The sequence below is a fragment of the Microbacterium lushaniae genome, assembly GCF_008727775.1.
GTDB lineage: Bacteria > Actinomycetota > Actinomycetes > Actinomycetales > Microbacteriaceae > Microbacterium > Microbacterium lushaniae.
The window spans coordinates 717062-737980 of sequence record NZ_CP044232.1; the positions used below are offsets into that span (position 1 = coordinate 717062).

The window sequence follows — 20919 nt, forward strand, 5'->3', positions numbered from 1 at the left end:
GGCGCCACTAGGGGGTGACGCGGGGGGAACACCGGGAGCCGTGTCGCGCTCGTTCATGCGAACTCGACCTCCCGCGGGGAACGCGCATCGTGGGCGTCCGCCGCATCCTCCAGAACCATCCGGAGCTTGCCGATGAGGTCGGAGCGGGTCGTCGCGCCCAGGCGCCGGCGGATGCGCGCGATGTGGTGCTCGGCGGTGCGGGGGGAGATGAAGATGGACTCGCCGATCTCGGCGTAGGTCTTGCCCTGCACGACCAGGGCGGCGACTTCCCGCTCGCGCGCGCTCAGCAGGTCGTTCACGCGCCGGGTGGAGGCCTCGGTCGCGCGCGCGTCGTCGGCCGGGGGATGCTGCAGCTCCTCGCGCGGGTGGAGCTGGCGTGCGCATGCCAGCAGACGCGCGATGATGCGGCGGTCCTCCGTGCGCCCGGCACCGTGCCCGGCCAGCCGCGCGCCGTCCCACGCCAGGCCCACCGAAGCCAGCCCCAGCGCGGCGTGCTCGATCGCGTCGGCGTCGACGTGACCGGTGAGCACTTCGGTCCAGACCTTGCCCGCGCGCGCCATCTTGCGCGCCAGGCGCGTGTGGGGCGCTGCGGCGAGGAGTCCGCGCGCGTGCGGGGCGAGGTCGTCGGGACGGTTCTGATGGATCGCGCAGTGCAGGCCCGCCCAGTGCAGGTGGCTCGACCACATCGGCGGCGAGCCCATCCGCTCCACGGTGGCGTACGCCTCGTCCAGGTGCGGTCGCAGGCGCTCCAGGTCGCCCAGGCGTGCGGCGCTGACGGCGAACTCGGTGAGGGGCAGCAGCGAGTAGAGGTCGAAGCGCGTGCGCAGGATGCTCTCGCGGGCATGCCGCCACGCCGGCGCGAGCGCGGATGCGTCGGCGTACCGTCGAGTGAGGGCCATCGTGACCGCGTCGGCGAGCACCCGCTCCCGCGGGGTGGGCGGGCCGGCGGCGCTCGCCGCCTGCAGGGCCGACTCGGCCTCGTGCGGCCGCTCCCGCTGCACCGCGAGCCATGCCTGCCACAGCAGCAGCCGCGGCTGTGCCCACGCGCCGCCATGACGGGCCCGCACGGCGGTGTCGATGACGGTGTGGGCGACGCTGAGCTCGCCGAGACTGAGCGCGGCGACGGCGGCGAGCACCGCGGGGATCTCCGGCGTGGGGGCGTCGCACTCGGCGGCCGTGTACATCTCGGTGGCGCGGACGAGGTCGCTCAGGCACGTGCGCGTCTGCGTCCCGAGGGTCTCCCGCAGTCCGCGCACCAGCAGGTCGTGCGACACAGTCAGCGTCGAGGGCACCGCGCGTGCCGGGGGCGTCTCGCCGAGGCGGGCGAGCTCGTCGACCTCTCCCGACCCCAGGGCCGCCAGGCTCGCGTGCGCGACGGCCTGGGGCGTGGCGGCGTCGGCGTGGGCGAACACCACCGACGCCATCCGCAGATCACCGCGCGCGGCCCACACGGCGCCGGTGATCGCCGCTGCCTCCGTGAAGGCGGGGTCCGCCGCATCCACCGCAGCGGCGTCGATCAGCGCGCCCGCGACATCGATCTCGCCGGCATTCCATGCCGCCCGCGCGCGCCGGACCGCGACCGTGCGCGGATCGGCGCCGGCGTCGGCGGCGCCGCGGAACAGCTCGTCCGCCCGGCGGGGATGCTCCGAGAGCGCGGCGTCGCCGTCCTTCAGCAGCGCCGTGGCCACGCGCGGATCCTGCATCCCGCCCATCAGCTCCCGCACGAGGGGGTCGGCCGGCGACGGGCCCGCGTCGGCGTACAGCTCGGCGAGGCGGTCGATGGAGATCGTCGCCCGCACGGTGTCGCGCACCACCGGCGCGGGCTGCCCGTTGCGCTGCAGGAGTCCCTTCGCGTGCCCGGGGGCGATCCACTCGCCCGGCTCGTGCGACGCGGACGTGCGCGCAGACAGGCACAGGCGCTCCAGGGCGTGCCGCAGATCCTCGTCGAGACCGGCGATGCGATGCGCGATGAGGTCGCGCAGCTCCTCGCGCACGCCCGCGTGCGCGGCGTCCTCCGTGCAGTCGGCGTCGTGCACGCCGAGCGCCTCCGAGACCAGCCACGTCAGGTGCCCGGCCAGCTCGAGGATGTCGTCGACGCACGCCGGGGCGATCGGGCGGCCGGTCTGCGCGCACTCGTCGAGCACGTCGGCGTGGGTGACATGCCCCAGCACGATCGCCGGATGCGTCGTCTCCAGCGCGTCGGCGATCTCGCGGAGCACCGGCGGCACCGGCCACGGCCGCATCGACAGGACGAGGGCCGCGGCCGGGTCGCTCACGCGCCGGGCGATCGCGGCGAGGTCGTCGGGGGAGAGCAGGTGCGCGTCGTCGATGAGGAGCACCTCCTCGGCAGGCACACGTGCGAGGTCGCGCTCACCGACTGCCGTGACGGGCGTGCGCCCTTGAGCGGCGAACTCCGCCTCGAGCCGTTGCAGCAACCGGGTCTTGCCCGAGCCGGCGGTGCCGACCAGCACCAGCCGCGGAGGCCGCGCGCCAGCGACGACGGCGTCGATGTGGGCGCGCGCGGGGCGCGTGAGGATCATCGGGATGCCGCCGGCCGCATCGGCGGGCGGCGTGGTCGAGGACTCCATGACGGGCCGCGATCACACGGGCACGGCGGCGGTGGGCGTCGGTGACGGCTCGTCGGCCGGCGGCGGCGTCGGGTCCGCCTCCGCAGGGGGGTCGGCGGGAGGCGTCTCGGTGGTGTCGCCCGTGTCGCCCCCGCCGGTGTCCCCGCCACCACCCGTGTCGCCGCCACCCGTGTCCCCGCCGCCACCCGTGTCGCCGCCACCCGTGTCCCCGGGGTCGGTCGTGCCGGGGTCGGTCGGGCCGGGGTCGGTCGGGCCGGGGTCGGTCGTGCCGGGGTCGGCCGCCGGATCCCCTCCGCCGGGGGTGGGGACGGGCGTCGAGCCCGAGGGGGCGCCGGACGGCGGCCGCGGGGTGGCCGCCGAGCCGCCGCCGGTGGGCGTCGTCGCCGGTGCCTGCGCGGCCGACCCCTGCGCCGGCGCCCGCGTCGAGCTGCCGGGAGTACGCGCAGGTGTGGCCGACGGCGGCTTCTTCGCCGGCGTGCGCCGCCATGTCGTGCCCTCGGGGCGTGCGCCCTCCACCTCGGCGACGGGCTCGGGTGCCGGCTCGGCGGGCTGGGCGGCGCTCTGCCGGCTCGGTGCGGCATCGGCTGCCGCAGCCTCGGGCGCCGCCGTCATGTCGGTGCGGTCGGCGGCTCCGACGACCGCGGTGCCCAGTGTCGGGGCGCCGGCGACGCCGAGACCCGCGAGGAGCACCGAGGCCCCCACCGCGACGTACGCCGCCACCGGTGCGCGCCGGAACCACGTGCGGCGCGCGGCGGCGGGGGCGGCGGGCTCTGGCAGGTGCAGGAGGTCGTCGTCCTCGTCGGCCGGCGCCGGCACATCGCCGGAAGCGTCGGCAGCGGCGCGGGCGGCGTCGGCTGCCGCGCGGGCCGCGCCCAGGGCGATGATCGCCTTCGGGTCGGCGTCGAGGGCGATGGGGCGGTCGAACCGCTCCGAGAGCACCTGCGCCACGCGCGGGATGCGGGAGGTGCCGCCGGTCAGCAGGATCGCGTCGACGTCGTCCAGGTCGACCCCGGCGCGCTCGAGGGCGTCTTCGAACGCCTCGACGGTGCGGTCCAGATCGTCGGCGATCATGACCTCGAACTCGTCCCGGCTGAAGCGCACGCTGCGCTGCTCGCCCGACAGCAGGACCGGCACGACCGCCTCGGAGTCGAACGACAGCGACTCCTTCGCATCCACGCATTCCCGCCGCAGCGCCGCCAGCGCCATGCGCCCCGACGGGTCACCGGTCAGCGCGGCGGTGTCCAGGCGCGCGGTGCGCACGACGTGGCGCACGAGGGTGTCGTCGAAGTCGGCGCCGCCGAGGTCGGGGATGCCGACGGGCGCACCGACGATGCGGACAGCTCCCTCGGCATCCTTGCGGAGGGCGACGGCGTCGAACGTGCCGCCGCCGAAGTCGTAGACCGCGAGCACGCGGCCTTCGGGCAGGGGATTGGTCGACTCGTAGTGGCGCGCGGCCGCCTCCGGCTCTGTGATGACCACCACGCCGCGCCAGCCCTGCTCCGACAGCGCCGTCCGCACGATCTCGCTGCGATACTCCCCCCACGCGGCGGGCACCGTGATCGCCAGCAGGGCGGGCGATCCTCCCTCGCGTTCCACGACGGCGCGCGCAGCCCAGTCCACCGTGCGGGCGTACAGTTCCTCCGGTGCGAACGCGCGGTCGCCGGCGAGGATCGGCACGTCGTCGCCGATCCTGCGTTTGTACTCCCGGATCAGGCGGTCAGGCTGCGTATGCCCCCGCCGTTCGGCCGCGTCGCCGAACAGCAGCTCGCCGTCGGCGGCGAACACCACCGTGGGAGCGTTGTCGCCGTTGCGCCCGAGCGGGAACGGCGTGGCCAGCAGACTGCCGTCCGGCGCGAACCTCGCAATCGCCGCAGACGTCCGGCTGGTGCCGACATCGATCGCCAAATAGTACGGAGCATTCATTTCTTCCCCCCGGACGAAGCTGCCCCGAGGGGCCCCCGCTCGTTCCGTACGCCAGCGAGGGAAAGCACAGGCTCATCCCCACTGATGTCCCAGTAGCCGATCCGTGCCCCCCACGCACCGGCTGTGATGGATTGTGACACAGGCCCGCTCTGAGGGGAAGAGTGGCCGCAGCGTCGTGGCGCGCGGTGCGTGGGAGCCGCCGCATCCGTCGCACGGCTGGCACTCGCGTTGCGTGAGTGCCAGCACTTTCCGTACACTGGCGTTAGCACTCACCCCGCGCGGGTGCTAACGAGTCTTCTGTACCGAAGCGTGAAGAAAGAAGAGGTAGACCGTGTCGGTTTCCATCAAGCCGCTCGAGGACCGCATCGTCATCCAGCAGATCGAGGCTGAGCAGACCACGTCCAGTGGTCTCGTCATCCCCGACACCGCCAAGGAGAAGCCGCAGGAGGGCGAGGTCGTCGCCGTCGGACCCGGCCGCATCGACGACAACGGCAACCGCGTTCCGCTCGACGTCGCCGTCGGCGACCGCGTGATCTACAGCAAGTACGGCGGCACCGAGGTCAAGTTCGGCGCCGACGAGTACCTCGTGCTCTCGGCTCGCGACGTCCTCGCCGTCGTCGTCCGCTGACACCAGTTCCACGAAAGCCCCGGATGCCTCGGCATCCGGGGCTTTCGCATGCACGGGGTGACCGCCGGCCCGGCGTCGGTGCACGCCCATAGGCTGGGGGAGTGGATCGGACGACGCCCCCGCCCCCGCCGCGCCCGCACCGTCGGAGGCCCGCGTGCGACTGATCGGTGGCGGCTACGCCTTCACCGCGTATCTGCTGTGGGGCGTCCTGCCGCTGTACTTCGTCGCGCTCCTGCCCACGGGGGCGTGGGAGCTCGTGGCGTGGCGGATCGTGCTGTCGCTGGTGTTCTGCGTGGTCCTGCTCGCCGTCACGCGCGCGTGGCGCCCGCTGCTGGCGATCATCCGGCAGCCGCGGCTGCTGGGCTGGACCGCCCTGGCCGGCGGCCTCATCTACGCCAACTGGATGGTGTACGTCCTGGCGACCCTCAGCGGCCACGTCGTGGAGACGAGCCTGGGTTACTTCATCAACCCCCTCGTGACGGTCGTGCTGGGCGTTCTCGTCCTCCGCGAGCGCCTGCGCGTGACCCAGTGGCTCGCGCTCGGGCTGGCCGCGATCGCAGTCGGGGTGATCGTCGTCGGCTATGGCGCGTTCCCGTGGATCGCGCTGAGCCTGGCGTTCTCCTTCGGCATCTACGGGCTGATCAAGAAGCGCATCGGCACCGCCGTCGACGCCGTCAGCGGACTCACGCTGGAATCGGCGTGGCTCACCCCCATCGCCCTCGTGCAGCTCGCCGTCGTGGCCACCACCTCGGGCCTCACGCTGTTCACGGCCGGCCCGGGTCACGCCGTGCTGCTCCTGCTGGCGGGCGTGGTCACCGCCACTCCGCTCCTCTTCTTCGCGGCCGGGGCGCGCCGCACGCCGCTGACGGTCATGGGGATGCTGCAGTTCGTGGCGCCGATCCTGCAGTTCGCGATCGGCGTGTGGGTGTTCGGCGAGCCGATGCCGGTGGAGCGGTGGATCGGGTTCGCCCTGGTGTGGGTCGCCCTCATCGTGCTGACCGCCGACTCCCTCGCGGCCGCGCGACGCGGCGGCCGTGCGGGTGCGGACGTCGCCGAAGTGGCCTGATCCCGGCCGCAGCATCCGCACATAACGATTTGGGCGCCGTTACACATCGTTAACGAACGGCAATACCGGCGAGATGGCCTGCGCACTAGGTTTGGGGCACTGGGTCGGCGCCCGAGTCGGCCAACGTTCATACACAGCAAGGAGCATCATGAGCGTCTTCACACGTTCGCGTGCAGGCAAGGTCTTCGGCGCTATCGCCGTGACCGGTGTCAGCGCGCTCTTTTTGGCCGGGTGCGCCGGTGGCGGCGGAGAGGCCGCCGAGACCGGTGGCGGCAACTCCTCCGAAGTCGGCGGCGAGCTCGACCTCAAGATCGGCACGGCGCTTCCCCAGACGGGGAACCTGGCCTTCCTGGGCCCGCCGGAAGAGGCCGGCGTCGGCTACGCCGCGTCGCAGATCAACGAGATCTCCGACGAGACGGGCCTGTCGCTCGAAGTCGTCTTCGGCGATTCCGGCGACACCGACAACAAGGCCTACGAGACCGAGATCCCCCGCCTGCTGGGCGAGGACGTCTCCGCCGTCATCGGCGCCGCGTCCTCCGGCACGTCGCTGCAGTTCATCGACCAGGTCGTCGGCGCGGGAGTCATCCAGTTCTCGCCGGCGAACACCTCCGACGCGTTCACGACGTACGAGGACAACGGCCTGTACTTCCGCACCGCACCCTCCGACGTGCTGCAGGGCGAGGTGCTCGGCAACCTCATCGCAGAGGACGGCAACCAGACCCTCGGCCTGATCGTGCTCAACGACTCGTACGGCACGGGACTGGCCAAGTACGTCTCGGAGGCCTTCGAGGCCGCCGGTGGCGAGGTCGTCGCCGAGACCACCTACAACACCGGTGACACCACGTTCGACACGCAGATCAGCGAGGTTCTCGCGGCGGACCCCGACGCGATCGCGCTGATCACGTTCGACGAGGTCGCCACGATCCTGCCGAGCCTGTTCGGGTCGTACCCGGCCGAAGACCTGTACTTCGTCGACGGCAACCTGAAGAACTTCGGTGAGACGTTCCCGGCCGGCTCCCTCACGGGCGCCAAGGGCACGTTGCCGGGTCTGTCGATCGACTCGATCGCGGACTTCACCGGCGAGCTCGACGCCTTCGTCGAGGCGGAGGGGCTGCCGGCGCTGGACGACTACAGCTACGCGGCCGAGTCCTACGACGCCACGATCCTGCTCTCCCTCGCGGCCCTCGCGGCCGGATCGACCGACTCGTCGGCGATCGCGGAGAAGCTCATCGAGGTGTCGGGTGGTTCGGGTGACGGCGAGGCGTGCTCGACGTACGCCGACTGCGCCCAGATCATCCTCGACGGCGGCACGGCCGACTACGAGGGCATCTCGGGTCCGATCACGTTCGACGAGGTCGGCGACCCGACCGAGGCGTCGATCGGCATCTACCAGTTCGGCGAAGACAACAACTACGCCGCCTACGAGGGCTGAGCGCAGCATCCACAAGGGCCCCGGTCTTCGGACCGGGGCCCTTCCCCGTGCCCGCCGCCGCATCCCCCCGATCCGCGAGACTGCACGCACGTGACGAGACCGCGACATCATGTCGCGGTCTCGTCACGTGCGTGCAGTCTCGCGGAGGGATGGACGCGCGAGCGGGCGGGGGAGGGGCTAGTCCTGGCCGAGGGTGCCCAGGTACAGCTCGGTGACCTTCGGATCGTTCAGCAGCTCGCGACCGGTGCCGGTGTAGGCGTCGCGGCCCTGGTCCAGCACGTAGCCGCGGTCGCAGATCTGCAGGCAGCGGCGCGCGTTCTGCTCGACCATGATGCACGTCACCCCGGCCCTGTTGATCTCCGAGACCCGGATGAACGCCTCATCCTGCCGCACCGGCGACAGGCCGGCCGACGGCTCGTCCAGGAGCAGCACCTTCGGATCCATCATGAGCGCGCGGCTCATGGCGACCATCTGCCGCTCGCCGCCGGACAGCGAGCCGGCGCGCTGCTTGAGCCGCTTGCCCAGCTCGGCGAAGATGCCCGTGACGAACTCGAGGCGCTCCTGGTACGCCTTGGGGCGCTGGTAGAGCCCCATCTGCAGGTTCTCCTCGATCGTGAGGCTCGGGAAGACGTTGTTGTTCTGCGGGATGAAGCCCACTCCACGCCCGACGAGCTTGTTGGCCTTCAGGCCGGTGATGTCCTCGCCCTCGAGCAGGATCTTCCCCGAGCGCACGTTCACCTGCCCGAAGATCGCCTTCAGCAGCGTGGACTTCCCCGCGCCGTTCGGGCCGATGATCCCCACCAGCTCGCCCTGGGATGCGGTCAGCGAACACCCGTTGAGGATGTTCACGCCGGGGAGGTAGCCGGCGTGGACGTCGTCGATGACGACGACGGCGGTGTCGGTGGCGACCGTGCTCATCGGCGGTTCTCCTCGTCTTCGGCGACGCCTTCGTCCACGAGGACCGCGGCGCTGGCGCTCTCGGATGCGGCGGCATCCGTGGTGGGGTCGGCCAGGATGACCGGGATTCGGCCGGTGACCACGCCCAGGTCGAGCTCCTGGTGCGCCCCCAGGTAGGCGTCGATGACGGCGGGGTTCTTCATGACCGACTCCGGGTCGCCCTCGGCGACGACGCGCCCCTCGGCCATCACGATCACCCAGTCGGCGATGTGACGCACCATGTGCATGTCGTGCTCGACGAACAGCACGGTCATGCCGAGGTCTTTGAGGTCGAGGATGTGGTCCAGCAGCGACTGCGTCAGCGCGGGGTTCACCCCGGCCATCGGCTCGTCGAGCATCACCAGCGTGGGCTCGGTCATGAGTGACCGCGCCATCTCCAGGAGCTTGCGCTGCCCGCCCGAGAGCGACGCGGCGAAGTCGTCGGCCTTGGTGTCGAGCTTGAACTTCTGCAGCAGGCCTTCCGCGCGCTCCTCGATCTCCGCATCCTGCCCGCGCCAGGCGGCGGGGATGAGGCTCGAGAAGAACCGCTCGCCGCGCTGGCCGGTGGCGCCGAGCTTCATGTTCTCCATGACCGTGAGCAGGCCCAGGGCCTTGGTCAGCTGGAAGGTGCGCACGAGTCCCATGCGCGCGACCTTGTAGGCCGGCACGCCGGAGAGGGACTTTCCGTCGAAGGTCCAGGATCCGCTGTTGGGCTTGTCGAAGCCCGTGAGCAGGTTGAACAGCGTCGTCTTTCCCGCGCCGTTGGGGCCGATGAGGGCCGTGATCGCGCCGCGCGGGATCTCCAGGTGCTCGACGTCGACGGCGTTGACGCCGCCGAACGAGCGCGTGATGTCGTCCGCGACGATGATCGGGTCGACCTTCTTCACGCCAGGGGCCGGGGTGCCCACGTGCAGCCCAGTGGCCTTCGCGCGCGGCGTGGACGAGGTCGGCGTGGGGTCGGCGGGGACGTCCCCGCCGGGGGAAGCTGCGTTATTTGACAAAGGTCAGCTCCTTCTTGTTGCCGAGGATGCCCTGCGGCATGAAGATCACCAGCAGCATCAGCGCGACGCCGACGAGGATGAAGCGCAGCGTGCCGGCCTGGATCTGATTCATGAACGGCAGGAAGCCGGCCTGCACGAGGGCGGGGAGGACGTTGGAGAGCAACGTCTGCAGCACCCAGAAGATGAGCGAGCCCAGGAGCGGCCCGAACACCGTGGCCGCGCCGCCCAGGAGCAGCGCCGTCCACACGAAGAAGGTCAGCGACGTGACGTAGACGCCGGGGCTCACGGCAGAGGGGAGCGCGTAGACGATCCCGCCGGCGGCGGCGAGCATGCCGCCCAGCACGAGCGACTGCATCTTGTAGGAGAAGACGTTCTTGCCGAGCGAGCGCACGGCGTCCTCGTCTTCGCGGATGCCCTTGAGCACGCGCCCCCACGGGCTGCGCATGAGCATCCAGACCACGAGCACCGCGATGCCCAGGGTCACCAGGCCCATGATGCGCACCCACCACCCGTTCTCGTTGTACGTCCATGGGCCGAGCCCGTAGGTGCCGTCGGGCAGCGGGTTGGAGGCGCGGAAGCTCGTGTGGTAGCCGCTGAGCCCGTCGGCCGAGCCGGTGAACTCGTCGAACGCCGTGGTGAGGAACAGCAGCCGCACCACTTCGGCGGCGGCGATCGTCACGATGGCGAGGTAGTCGCCGCGCAGCCGCAGCGTGGGGATGCCGAGGATCAGGGCGAACACCGCCGCAGCGGCCAGGCCGATGAGCGCTCCGGCCCACCAGGGCAGCCCGAAGGAGAGGATCGAGATGGCGTAGCCGTAGGCGCCGATCGCCATGAAGCCGGCGATGCCCATGTTGATCAGGCCCGCGTAGCCGAAGTGCACGGCAAGGCCCAGGGCTGCCAGCGCGTAGCCGATCGTGGCGGGGCTCAGGATCGAGGATGCGGTGTTCGAGAGGATGGGAAGCCAGTCCATGGTTCGCGCCTAACCTATTCTCTCGCGGCGGCCGAGGATACCCTGCGGTCGGAACAGCAGGATGACGATCAGGATCAGAAGTGCCGTGGCGTACTTGAGGTCGGACGGGATGCCGAACAGGGTCGACACCTCCACGAGCAGACCCACGACGATAGCGCCGATGAGGGCGCCGAAGGCGGTGCCCAGTCCGCCGAGGGTGACCGCGGCGAACATCAGCAGCAGCACCTGCGCGCCCATGTCCCACTTGATGCCCGGGCGGTAGTAGGCGTAGAGGATGCCGGCGAGGGACGCCATCGCGCCGGCCACCACCCACACGACCCGGACGACGAAGTCGACGTCGATGCCGGATGCCGAAGCCAGCGACGGGTTGTCGGAGATCGCACGCGTGGCCTTGCCGAGCCTGGACCGGGTCAGCCACAGCGCGAAGGCGACGATCACGACGAGCGAGATGCCGATCGACACCATGTCGATGACGCTCATCTGCACCGACCCGAACAGGTTGATCTTCGGCGCCGATGAGAACGGCAGCTGGCTCGTGCCGCCGCCGATGAAGAACTGGTAGATGTACCGCAGCGTCAGCGACAGCCCGATGCTCACGATCATCAGCTGGACGACGGCGACGCGTCTGCGTCGCAGCGGCCGCCACAGCACCATGTCCATCACGAGTCCGAACACCGCCCCCAGGACCACCGCCAGCGGGAAGCCGAGCCACCACGGCAGCGACAGCCCGACCAGGAACAGCGCGGCCACGGCCCCGAAGGTGACCATCTCGCCGTGGGCGAAGTTGGAGATGCCGGTCGTGCCGAACACGAGCGACAGCCCGACGGCGGCGAGCGCGAGCATGAGGCCGAAGTTCAGGCCCTGCACGGTGCGCTGGACGAGCTGGTCGAAGAAGCTCGTGACGTTGCGCTCGCCCTCTCCGATGAAGAAGTTCACGGTGACGCGGCCGCCGGCGCCGACCTCGACCTCTTTCACGTTGGGGCTGTCGTCCTCGGGATCGACCACCGCGATGCCCTCGGGGAGCGTGTCCTCGTCGAGGGTGACGGTGTACTCCTCGCCGCGCTCGGGGACGCCCACGCGCCACTGGCCCGCGGCATCCGTCTCGGCCTCCTGGTCGCCCCCCGGTCCGTCGATGACGAGGACGACGCCTTCGAGCGGTTCGCCGTCGAGCTGGACGTTGCCGCTGATGCGATAGGGGTCGTCTTCGGCCGCGACGGCGGGCGCCGAACCGGCGAACACCCCGAGCAGCGTCAGTAGGAGCGCGAACAGGGCCGGGATCGCTCCCGCGCGGTTTCGGCGCGCCGCAGTGGTCGTGGGACTCACAGATCCTCCAGTCGGCGACAAAGCCGATGTTCGGGTCGTATCGGCAGTGATGAACGACGCTACGAGCGTAATGTGTCGGCCGTGTTTCACCTACCTCACGGCAATGACGCGTGACCGGTCTGGAATACTACGCACTACCGGGGCGATCGGAGGAATTTTCCTTCCGCGGGTCGCCTTACAATCTGTACAGCGCGGACTTTCGCGCCGGCCGTCGTCGTCCCTCGAGCAACGCGCCGTGCGCGCAGGAGAACCATGGAGAACCACGACCCCTTCGGCTTCGTCGGCCTCACGTACGACGACGTCCTCCTCCTTCCGGGGCACACCGATGTCATCCCCAGCGAGGCCGACACCTCTTCCCGCGTGACGCGCCGGATCACCGTCGCGACCCCGCTGCTGTCGGCGGCGATGGACACCGTGACCGAGGCGCGCCTGGCGATCGCGATCGCGCGTGAGGGAGGCCTCGGCATCCTGCACCGCAACGCGTCCATCGAAGAGCAGGCGTCGATGGTCGACCGCGTCAAGCGCAGCGAGTCGGGCATGATCACCGACCCGATCACGACGACGCCGGACGCCTCGATCGAAGAGGTCGACGGGCTGTGCGCGCAGTACCGCATCTCGGGCCTGCCGGTGATCGACGAGGACGGGCGCCTGGTCGGCATCATCACCAACCGCGACATGCGGTTCGTCTCCGGCTTCGAGCGTCGCACCACGAAGGTGCGCGACGTCATGACCCGTGAGGGCCTGATCACCGGGCGCGTCGGGATCGGCGCGAACGAGGTGATCGCCCTCTTCGCGCAGCACCGCGTGGAGAAGCTGCCCCTCATCGACGACGACGGCAAGCTCGCCGGACTCATCACGATCAAGGACTTTGACAAGAGCGAGAAGTACCCCCTCGCCACCAAGGACGAGCACGGGCGCCTCCGCGTGGGCGCGGCGATCGGGTTCTTCGGCGACGCGTGGGAGCGGGCCGAGGCCCTTCGCGACGTGGGCGTGGACGTCCTCGTCGTCGACACGGCGAACGGTCAGTCCGCCGGCGTCATCGACATGGTGCGTCGCCTGAAGTCCGACCCCTCGTTCGCGCACATCGACGTCATCGGCGGCAACGTGGCGACCCGCGAGGGCGCGCAGGCGCTGGTCGAGGCCGGCGCGGATGCGGTCAAGGTCGGCGTCGGACCGGGGTCCATCTGCACGACGCGCATCGTCGCGGGCGTCGGCGTGCCCCAGGTCACCGCGATCTGGGAGGCGTTCCAGGCCACGCGCGAGGCGGGCATCCCCGTCATCGCCGACGGCGGCCTGCAGTACTCGGGCGACATCGCCAAGGCGCTCGTCGCCGGGGCCGACACCGTCATGCTCGGCTCGCTCCTGGCCGGCACCGACGAGTCGCCGGGTGAGATCGTCTTCCAGGGCGGCAAGCAGTTCAAGCAGTACCGGGGCATGGGATCGCTCGGTGCGCTGCAGACGCGCGGGAAGAAGACGTCGTACTCCAAGGACCGCTACTTCCAGGCCGACGTGCCCACCGACGACAAGCTCATCCCCGAGGGCATCGAGGGCCAGGTCGCGTATCGCGGTCCGCTGTCGGCCGTGGCCTATCAGCTCGTGGGGGGCCTGCGGCAGTCGATGTTCTACGTCGGCGCCCGCACGATCGAGGAGCTCAAGGCCAAGGGCCGCTTCGTGCGGATCACGGCGGCGGGGCTCAAGGAATCGCACCCGCACGACGTGCAGATCGTCGTGGAGGCGCCCAACTACAGCCGGAAGTAGGCGCCGCCCCCTGCTCGGGGATCTCCGGCGGGGCGGAAACGGCTGGCGGGTAGGCTGGAGCGGTGACCATGGAGATCGATCTGGGGCGCGCCAAGCGCGCCCGCCGCGCCTACACGTTCGACGACATCGCCGTCGTGCCGTCGCGGCGTACCCGCAACCCTGAGGACGTCTCGACGGGGTGGACGATCGACGCCTTCCCGTTCGAGATCCCGGTGCTCGGTGCCCCGATGGACTCGGTGGTCAGCCCGCGCACGGCCATCATGCTCGGACAGCTCGGGGGCCTCGGCGTCCTCGACCTCGAGGGCCTGTGGACCCGCTACGACGACCCCGAGCCGCTGCTGGCCGAGATCGCCGCCCTGGATGACGCGCTCGCGACCCGCCGCATGCAGGAGCTGTACTCCGAGCCGGTCAAGCCCGAGCTCGTCCGCGACCGCCTCGCCGAGATCCGCGCCGCCGGAGTCACCGTCGCCGGGGCGCTGACCCCCCAGCGCACGCAGGAGCTGTACGAGACCGTCGTGGCCGCCGGCGTCGACCTGTTCGTCATCCGCGGCACCACCGTGTCGGCCGAGCACGTCTCCAGCGGCAGCGCGCCGCTGAACCTGAAGAAGTTCATCTACGACCTCGACGTGCCCGTCATCGTCGGCGGCGCCGGCACCTACACCGCAGCCCTGCACCTCATGCGCACGGGCGCAGCGGGCGTGCTGGTCGGATTCGGCGGGGGAGCGGCATCCACCACGCGTGCGACCCTCGGCATCCACGCCCCCATGGCCACCGCCGTGGCCGATGTCGCCGGTGCGCGCCGCGACTACCTCGACGAGTCGGGCGGACGCTACGTGCACGTCATCGCCGACGGCGGCGTGGGCACCTCCGGCGACATCGTGAAGGCGCTCGCGATGGGCGCAGACGCCGTCATGCTCGGCGTCGCGCTGGCGCGGGCGACGGATGCGCCGGGCCGCGGGTACCACTGGGGCCCCGAGGCGCACCACCCGCAGCTGCCGCGCGGACGCCGCGTGCGCGTCGACCAGATCGGACCGCTCGAGGAGATCCTGTACGGACCGGCCCCCGTCTCCGACGGCACGGCCAACCTCATCGGGGCGCTGCGCAAGTCGATGGCGACCACCGGGTACTCCGACCTCAAGGAGTTCCAGCGCGTCGAGGTGGTCGTCGCCCCGTACGGCTCCTGATGCCCGACGTCCCCTCCCACGACGACCCGGCCGGTGCCGACCCGGTCGCTGAGCCTGTCGAAGCGTTCCCGCCCACGCTGCGCGAGGTCATGCTGCGCCCACAGTGGCTCGGCATGCTGGCCCTGTCGCTCATCGTCGCGGGCGTGTTCGCGTGGCTCGGGCAGTGGCAGCTCGGCAACGCCATCGACACCTCCCCGCCGCCACCGGGCATGACCGAGGAGGTGCGCCCGCTGGCCGAGGTCGCCCAGCCCGGCGAATACCTGCCGGAGCCGCTCGTCGGCCAGCGCGTGGAGACGGCCGGCCGCTGGATCCCCGGCGACTTCATCGTCGTGTCCGCACGCGTGAACGACGGCGTGGAGGGGTACTGGGTCACGGGGCAGCTCCGTCTGGCCGACACCGCCGAGCCGACCTCGGTCGCCGTCGCCGTGGGGTGGACGGCGGATCGGGCGACGGCCGAGGCGGCAGCATCCGCCCTGTCGGAAGAAGCCGCCGCCGATCCCGACGCGCTGGTGGAGATCAGCGGCCGATTGATCTCCGACGAGGGCCCCGCGCTTCCTCCGCCCGGCGCCGACCCGGAGGAGATCACCCGGATGTCGCCGGCGGCGCTGCTCTCGCGCTGGCACGACACCGAGGGCCTGTCGGTCTATCGTCCGTACGTGACCTCGTGGGAGGCGCTGGGCGGTCTCGATGACATCTCCTCGCCCGCCCCGGAGGAGGGCGGCGCGGTGAACTGGCTGAACCTGTTCTACGCCGCCGAGTGGGCGGTGTTCGCCGGGTTCGCGTTCTACATGTGGTACCGGCTGGCCCGCGACGCGTGGGAGAAAGAGGTCGAAGACCTCGAGGATGCCGCGGCCTCCTGACCCCCGCGGGGCGGCGCAGGACGCGTGCGCTCGTCGGGGGCACACAGGTCGCACGGGTAGAATGCCCCCATGCCCGCAGCCCCCAAACTCGCCACTTTTCCGGCGATCCGCGGAGCGCTGAAGTTCTACCAGATCTGCTCGATCATCACCGGTATCGGACTGCTCCTGCTCCTGGCCGAGATGATCCTCAAGTACACCCCGCTGCACCTCGAACTGTTCGCGGGCGGCTCGGGCGGCCCGCTGTGGCTCGCGACCGTCATCGCCGGGCCCACGTGCGAGTGGTGGTCGCTCTTCCTGCCGCAGACGAACACGTGCGAGATGATCTCCACCGGCGACGGGGCGAACATCTCGCTGTTCATCCTGGTCGCGCACGGCTGGTTCTACGTCGTGTACCTGTTCGCGTGCTTCCGGCTGTGGAGCCTCATGCGCTGGCCGCTGCGCCGCTTCCTCCTCCTCGCCCTCGGCGGCGTCGTGCCCCTGCTGTCGTTCTTCCTCGAGGCCTCCACCGCCAAGAAGGTGCGCACGTACCTCGACGATCGCGAGGCGGCCGCATCCGCCGCATCCGCCCCGGCATCCGCCGAACCCGCCCCGAAAGGCATCCGGTGACCGAACAGACCGAGACCTCCCAGCGTCCCGTCCTCGTCGTCGACTTCGGCGCGCAGTACGCGCAGCTGATCGCCCGCCGCGTGCGTGAGGCGGGCGTGTACAGCGAGATCGTGCCGCACACCGCCACGGCCGAGGAGATCGCCGCGAAGAGCCCGGTGGGCATCATCCTCTCCGGCGGCCCGTCGTCGGTGTACGAGGAGGGCGCCCCCTCGGTGGACGAGCGCCTGTTCGACCTCGGCGTGCCCACCCTGGGCATCTGCTACGGCTTCCAGGTGATGGCGCAGGCCCTCGGCGGCGAGGTGGCCCAGACCGGCCTGCGCGAATACGGCGCGACGGATGCGACGGTCGTGACCGAAGGCACGCTGCTGCAGGGTCAGCCTCCCGAGCAGAACGTGTGGATGAGCCACGGCGACCAGGTCGCGCGCGCGCCGGAGGGCTTCGACGTGCTCGCCCGCACGGCGGCGACCCCCGTGGCCGCGTTCGCGAACGACGCGCGGCGCCTGTACGGCGTGCAGTGGCATCCCGAGGTCCGCCACACCGATCACGGCCAGGCCGTCCTGGAGAACTTCCTGCACCGCGCGGCGGGCCTCCCCGCCGACTGGAACAGCGGGAACGTCATCGCCGAGCAGGTCGAGAAGATCCGCGCCCAGGTCGGCTCGGGTCGCGTGATCTGCGGGCTGTCCGGCGGCGTGGACTCCGCCGTGGCCGCCGCGCTCGTGCACAAGGCGGTCGGCGACCAGCTCGTGTGCGTCTTCGTCGACCACGGTCTGCTGCGCAAGGGCGAGCGCGAGCAGGTCGAGAACGACTACGTCGCCTCCACCGGCGTGCGCCTGGTCACCGTCGACGCGCGGCAGCAGTTCCTCGACGCCCTCGCCGGAGTGAGCGACCCCGAGCAGAAGCGCAAGATCATCGGGCGCGAGTTCATCCGCGTCTTCGAAGCGGCCGAGGCCGACCTCGTCGCCGAAGCCGCCGCCGACGGGGAGCCGATCCGGTTCCTCGTGCAGGGGACGCTGTACCCCGACGTCGTCGAGTCCGGCGGGGGCAGCGGCACGGCCAACATCAAGAGCCACCACAACGTCGGCGGGCTCCCCGAAGACCTGCAGTTCGAACTCGTCGAGCCGCTGCGGACCCTGTTCAAGGACGAGGTCCGCGCCATCGGACGCGAGCTGGGCCTTCCCGAGGTGATCGTGGCCCGCCAGCCGTTTCCGGGCCCCGGCCTCGGCATCCGGATCGTCGGTGAGGTCACCGCTGACCGCCTCGAGATCCTGCGTGACGCCGACGCCATCGTCCGTGCCGAACTGACCAAGGCCGGCCTGGATGCGGAGATCTGGCAGTGCCCCGTCGTGCTCCTCGCCGACGTGCGGTCGGTGGGCGTGCAGGGCGACGGCCGCACCTACGGGCATCCGATCGTGCTGCGTCCGGTCTCCAGCGAAGACGCCATGACGGCGGACTGGACGCGCCTGCCGTACGACGTGCTCGCGCGCATCTCCAACCGCATCACCAACGAAGTGCGCGAAGTCAACCGCGTCGTGCTGGACGTCACGTCCAAGCCCCCGGGGACCATCGAGTGGGAGTGAGCGCCGCTCACTCGATCGGGATGTCGGTGAGACGATAGATCGTCCCCCACGCCGCCCCGCCGTCGGTCTCCAGCGTGAGGGCGTCGGCATCAGGGACGTCGGGGAACAGGGCGAGGAAGCGCAGCGTCTGCCCGCTCGACGCACCGTCGCGCGCATCGGTCTGGCCGGCCAGGCGCCACTGGATGTTCGATCCCTCCGCGCCGATCGGGTAGTCCAGCGGATACACCGCGCTCGTCCCGACCACGAGCCGGGGTGCGAACGGGTAGAGCCGCGCGTCGGCACCCGCTCCGCGGTAGCTCCACGGCCCGGGGGAGAGGTTGGCGACCGTGCCCAGGCGGTACGCCCCGTCGTCGGTGCGCGTGGCCTCGACCACGACCGCCAGCATCCCGTCCACCCTTCGCGCCGAAGGCACCGCGATCTGGAAGGTGCCGGCGGCGCCCATGTCCAGCGCGACGCCGTCGGGGCCGGGGGCGACCGGCCCGTCTTCGAACGGCGGCAGCTGCCCGTCGGCCGCGACCTCGGTCTCGCTCACCTGGGTGGTGGTGAGGGTGAGGGAAACGCGTCGGTTCAGCTGCCGGTTCGCGTCGGAGTCGTTGGCAGCCACCGGCTCGCTCTCGCCCCGGCCCGATGGGCGCAGCTCGAAGTCGTCCGTCTCCAGGAGGCTGCCGAGGGCATCGGCGACCACAGCGGCCCGCGCCTCGGACAGCGCCTGGTTCGACGCATCGTCGCCGACATCGTCGGTGTGACCCACGATGTCGACCACGCCGGCTTCGCGGGTGCCGAGGGTCTCGACGACGCTGCCCAGGATCGTCGCGGCATCCGCGCTGAGCTCGGCCGAGCCGAAGGCGAACAGCACATCGCCGCTGAGGCTGATCTGCAGCGTTTCGCTCGACTGCGTGACCTGCACCGCCCCGTCCAGCTCGCGCGTGGTGCTCTGCAGCGGCACGATCGGGGCCTGGTCGATGTCGTCCAGGGCCAGGTCGTCCTCGGTCTCCGGTGGCTGGCCGTCGACGATCGGGAACGCATCGAGGTAGGCGCCGGGGAGCACGAGCCCCATCGCGGCATCCGCCTCTTCCGGGGCGGCGAAGACCCGCTGCAGCCGCAGGGGTTCGGCCGTCACCTGCAGCGACCGCTTGACCACGCTGCCGACCGGGGCGCCGGCCGCATCGACGGCGGGAAGATGGATGCTGCCGGCGGCCGGGTCGATCAGCCGCAGGGCGCCGCCGGCCACCGGTACGCCCGGTATCGTCTCCAGGTCGAACCACCCACTGGGGAGGATCGCGTCCTTGCCTTCGGGAAGCTCGACGGCGGTGAGGTCGGCCGTGAGGACGAGGTGGTCATCGATCCGGACGAGGGGATGGAGCGCGACCTCGATTTCTCCGCCGGAACCGGTCACGGTGATCGTTTCGACGACCTCGTCGGTCGCGGCATCCGCGTCGGTGGGGTCGGGGTCGGGAGCGGGCGCCGCGGCGCATCCGGTGAGCACGAGGGCCAGTGCCAGCGCCGCCCCGTATGCCGATCGTTTCGCCCTGCTCATGCTGCTTTCCCCCTGTCGTCGCCGCGGCCTCCGTGCTCGCGGTGCTCTCCCCGAGCGTATCGGCGCGGACCGCGGTGACCCTGCGATTGACAGCGGCGTGGGCGACCCCGACCCGCCCCCCTGGGAGAGGATAGGGAGGTGAGCGAGTTCCCCGACGCGTGGTACGTCGTGCTGTCGAGTCGGCTCATCCCCGACCTCGACGGCGGCTACACCGTCGCGACCCTGGCCCGGGCGCGGCAGATGGCCGATGCAGGCGTGGACGAGGGTCGCGGCCCCCTGCTGCTGACCGTGGACCCCGGGGCACCCGCCGAGCACGCCGCGCACCGTGCGGAGTTCGTGCGCCGCGGCGCGCTCATCGACCCCGAGCGGATGCGGAACCTGTTCGACGAGGCATCCGACCCCGCCGGGGGCGCGGCGCAGTGGCTGCAGGCGGCGGCCCACGCGGGGGAGGCCGACCCGGCGCTGGCCTATCGCGTCGTCGCCGGAGCGGACGGAACCCCGGTCGTGGAGCTGCCGGTGGTGGCAGGTGACCCCGACTGGCACATCAGCACGGCGCCGGTCGTGGTGCGGGGGCGGGGCGGCTCGATCGCCGGCGTGATCGACGGCTTCGGCGCGCTGTACCGCGCGTGGCTGGGCCACGTCGTGTCGGGCCTGCGCGCGCAGCGGGATCGCCCCGTCGTGGTCGTGTGCGAGTCGCGCCAGCTCGGCGAGCTGCTGGCGGGGTGGGAGGATCCGGGCGTGCGCCTCGTGCACGGAATCCATACGATCCACCTCGAGCCGCCGTACGATGCGGATGCTCCCCTGAATCCGCTGTGGTCGCGTTGGTTCACCGTCGCCGAGCGCTTCGACGCCGTCCTGTGGCTCACCGCGTCGCAGCGGGACGACGTGCAGGAACGCTTCGGCCTCTCCGACGTGCACGTCGTCGCCCCGCACGGGGTCGCGGCCGCCGCATCCGTCGTCCCCATCGGCGACCGGGAGGGGGGCCGCGTCGTGATGCTCGGGCGCCTGGCCCCCGGAAAGCGCGTGGACAGCGCCATCCGCGCGTTCGCGCGCGTCGTGGCGGCCGTGCCGCACGCCCGGCTGGACGTGTACGGCGAGGGGGCGGAGCGCGAGCGGCTGCAGGCCCTCATCGACGAACGCGGGCTGACGGCGCACGTCGTGCTGCGCGGGGTCACGGAGGATCCGGGTCGCGTGCTGGACGAGGCATCCGCGTACCTGCAGACCTCGGCGTTCGAGGGGCAGGGGCTCGCCCTGACCGAGGCGCTCGTGCACGGCTGCCCGGCCGTCGTGTTCGACGTGCGGTACGGCCCCCGCGACCTGCTCGCCTCCGGTGGCGGCATCCTCGTGCCCGACGGCGATGAGGACGCCCTCGCCGATGCCCTCGTGCGGGTGCTGACGGATGCGGCGCTGCGCGAACAGCTCGCCGCCGAGGCGGTCGCTGCCTCCCGCGCCGTCGACCCCGCCCACGCGATGGCCGCGCTCGCCGCCGCCGTCACCGACGTGCTCGCCCGCCCCTCGCGCCGCGCCTGA

The 20919-nt window shown here is 71.5% G+C and carries 16 protein-coding genes; 9 read left to right on the forward strand and 7 right to left on the reverse strand.

Annotation, left to right across the window (positions count from 1 at the left end; translation table 11 throughout):
* Nucleotides 1-53: 53 nt before the first annotated feature.
* Together F6J85_RS03325 and F6J85_RS03330 are read right to left on the reverse strand one after the other, a co-directional pair.
* Nucleotides 54-2588 carry a LuxR C-terminal-related transcriptional regulator gene (locus tag F6J85_RS03325; RefSeq protein ID WP_150923818.1) on the reverse strand — a complete coding sequence of 845 codons (2535 nt, stop codon included), beginning with the start codon at nt 2586-2588 and terminating at the stop codon, nt 54-56.
* A gap of 12 nt (nt 2589-2600) precedes the next feature.
* Complete coding sequence (locus tag F6J85_RS03330) at nt 2601-4511, reverse strand: Hsp70 family protein (protein ID WP_150923819.1); 1911 nt, start codon at nt 4509-4511, stop codon at nt 2601-2603.
* Nucleotides 4512-4842: 331 nt separating this feature from the next.
* Between F6J85_RS03330 and groES the strand changes: the two genes are divergently transcribed.
* The 3 genes from groES to F6J85_RS03345 all read left to right on the forward strand — a co-directional run bounded on the left by groES (nt 4843) and on the right by F6J85_RS03345 (nt 7637).
* Nucleotides 4843-5139 carry a co-chaperone GroES gene (gene groES / locus F6J85_RS03335; protein ID WP_150919960.1) on the forward strand — a complete coding sequence of 99 codons (297 nt, stop codon included), beginning with the start codon at nt 4843-4845 and terminating at the stop codon, nt 5137-5139.
* 154 nt (nt 5140-5293) lie between these two features.
* The gene (rarD, locus tag F6J85_RS03340; RefSeq protein ID WP_191906737.1) at nt 5294-6205 is read left to right on the forward strand and encodes an EamA family transporter RarD; all 912 of its coding nucleotides are present in this window, start codon (nt 5294-5296) and stop codon (nt 6203-6205) included.
* A 148-nt stretch (nt 6206-6353) separates the two neighbouring features.
* Nucleotides 6354-7637, forward strand: coding sequence for an ABC transporter substrate-binding protein (locus tag F6J85_RS03345; RefSeq protein WP_150923821.1), 1284 nt, complete (start codon nt 6354-6356; stop codon nt 7635-7637).
* Nucleotides 7638-7814: 177 nt separating this feature from the next.
* Here F6J85_RS03345 and F6J85_RS03350 read toward each other — a convergent pair whose 3' ends face one another.
* From F6J85_RS03350 to F6J85_RS03365, 4 genes are all read right to left on the reverse strand, one after another.
* On the reverse strand, nt 7815-8555 hold the full coding sequence (locus F6J85_RS03350; protein ID WP_150921988.1) for an ABC transporter ATP-binding protein: 741 nt from the start codon (nt 8553-8555) through the stop codon (nt 7815-7817).
* Nucleotides 8552-9487, reverse strand: coding sequence for an ABC transporter ATP-binding protein (locus F6J85_RS03355; RefSeq protein ID WP_238707153.1), 936 nt, complete (start codon nt 9485-9487; stop codon nt 8552-8554). The genes F6J85_RS03350 and F6J85_RS03355 overlap by 4 nt, the downstream gene beginning before the upstream one ends.
* A gap of 76 nt (nt 9488-9563) precedes the next feature.
* The gene (locus F6J85_RS03360; protein ID WP_150923823.1) at nt 9564-10544 is read right to left on the reverse strand and encodes a branched-chain amino acid ABC transporter permease; all 981 of its coding nucleotides are present in this window, start codon (nt 10542-10544) and stop codon (nt 9564-9566) included.
* Nucleotides 10545-10553: 9 nt separating this feature from the next.
* Nucleotides 10554-11867, reverse strand: a complete 1314-nt coding sequence (locus F6J85_RS03365) for a branched-chain amino acid ABC transporter permease (RefSeq protein WP_238707048.1) — start codon at nt 11865-11867, stop codon at nt 10554-10556.
* A gap of 252 nt (nt 11868-12119) precedes the next feature.
* Between F6J85_RS03365 and guaB the strand changes: the two genes are divergently transcribed.
* From guaB to guaA, 5 genes are all read left to right on the forward strand, one after another.
* On the forward strand, nt 12120-13625 hold the full coding sequence (gene guaB, locus F6J85_RS03370; protein ID WP_150923824.1) for an IMP dehydrogenase: 1506 nt from the start codon (nt 12120-12122) through the stop codon (nt 13623-13625).
* Between the two features lie 68 nt (nt 13626-13693).
* Nucleotides 13694-14809: a GuaB3 family IMP dehydrogenase-related protein gene (locus F6J85_RS03375; protein ID WP_150927145.1), complete on the forward strand. Its 1116-nt coding sequence runs from the start codon at nt 13694-13696 to the stop codon at nt 14807-14809.
* A gap of 89 nt (nt 14810-14898) precedes the next feature.
* Nucleotides 14899-15669, forward strand: coding sequence for an SURF1 family protein (locus F6J85_RS03380; RefSeq protein ID WP_150927147.1), 771 nt, complete (start codon nt 14899-14901; stop codon nt 15667-15669).
* A 69-nt stretch (nt 15670-15738) separates the two neighbouring features.
* The gene (locus F6J85_RS03385; protein ID WP_150923825.1) at nt 15739-16275 is read left to right on the forward strand and encodes a DUF3817 domain-containing protein; all 537 of its coding nucleotides are present in this window, start codon (nt 15739-15741) and stop codon (nt 16273-16275) included.
* Nucleotides 16272-17852 (forward strand): glutamine-hydrolyzing GMP synthase, encoded by a 1581-nt coding sequence (gene guaA / locus F6J85_RS03390; protein ID WP_150923826.1) that lies wholly within the window; start codon nt 16272-16274, stop codon nt 17850-17852. Before F6J85_RS03385 ends, guaA begins: the two co-directional genes overlap by 4 nt.
* Before the next feature lie 7 nt (nt 17853-17859).
* On the opposite strand, the gene F6J85_RS03395 is transcribed toward guaA, so the two are convergent.
* Nucleotides 17860-19389, reverse strand: coding sequence for an OmpA family protein (locus F6J85_RS03395; RefSeq protein WP_150923827.1), 1530 nt, complete (start codon nt 19387-19389; stop codon nt 17860-17862).
* Between the two features lie 138 nt (nt 19390-19527).
* Between F6J85_RS03395 and F6J85_RS03400 the strand changes: the two genes are divergently transcribed.
* On the forward strand, nt 19528-20919 hold the full coding sequence (locus tag F6J85_RS03400; RefSeq protein ID WP_150923828.1) for a glycosyltransferase: 1392 nt from the start codon (nt 19528-19530) through the stop codon (nt 20917-20919).

What these genes read in the sequence shown, in the direction of transcription:
- F6J85_RS03325 (WP_150923818.1), bottom strand. Translation starts at nt 2,588, where the DNA reads ATGGAGTCCTCGACCACGCCGCCCGCCGATGCGGCCGGCGGCATCCCG.
- F6J85_RS03330 (WP_150923819.1), bottom strand. Translation starts at nt 4,511, where the DNA reads ATGAATGCTCCGTACTATTTGGCGATCGATGTCGGCACCAGCCGGACG.
- F6J85_RS03345 (WP_150923821.1), top strand. Translation starts at nt 6,354, where the DNA reads ATGAGCGTCTTCACACGTTCGCGTGCAGGCAAGGTCTTCGGCGCTATC.
- F6J85_RS03350 (WP_150921988.1), bottom strand. Translation starts at nt 8,555, where the DNA reads ATGAGCACGGTCGCCACCGACACCGCCGTCGTCGTCATCGACGACGTC.
- F6J85_RS03360 (WP_150923823.1), bottom strand. Translation starts at nt 10,544, where the DNA reads ATGGACTGGCTTCCCATCCTCTCGAACACCGCATCCTCGATCCTGAGC.
- guaB (WP_150923824.1), top strand. Translation starts at nt 12,120, where the DNA reads ATGGAGAACCACGACCCCTTCGGCTTCGTCGGCCTCACGTACGACGAC.
- F6J85_RS03375 (WP_150927145.1), top strand. Translation starts at nt 13,694, where the DNA reads ATGGAGATCGATCTGGGGCGCGCCAAGCGCGCCCGCCGCGCCTACACG.
- F6J85_RS03380 (WP_150927147.1), top strand. Translation starts at nt 14,899, where the DNA reads ATGCTGCGCCCACAGTGGCTCGGCATGCTGGCCCTGTCGCTCATCGTC.
- F6J85_RS03385 (WP_150923825.1), top strand. Translation starts at nt 15,739, where the DNA reads ATGCCCGCAGCCCCCAAACTCGCCACTTTTCCGGCGATCCGCGGAGCG.
- F6J85_RS03395 (WP_150923827.1), bottom strand. Translation starts at nt 19,389, where the DNA reads ATGAGCAGGGCGAAACGATCGGCATACGGGGCGGCGCTGGCACTGGCC.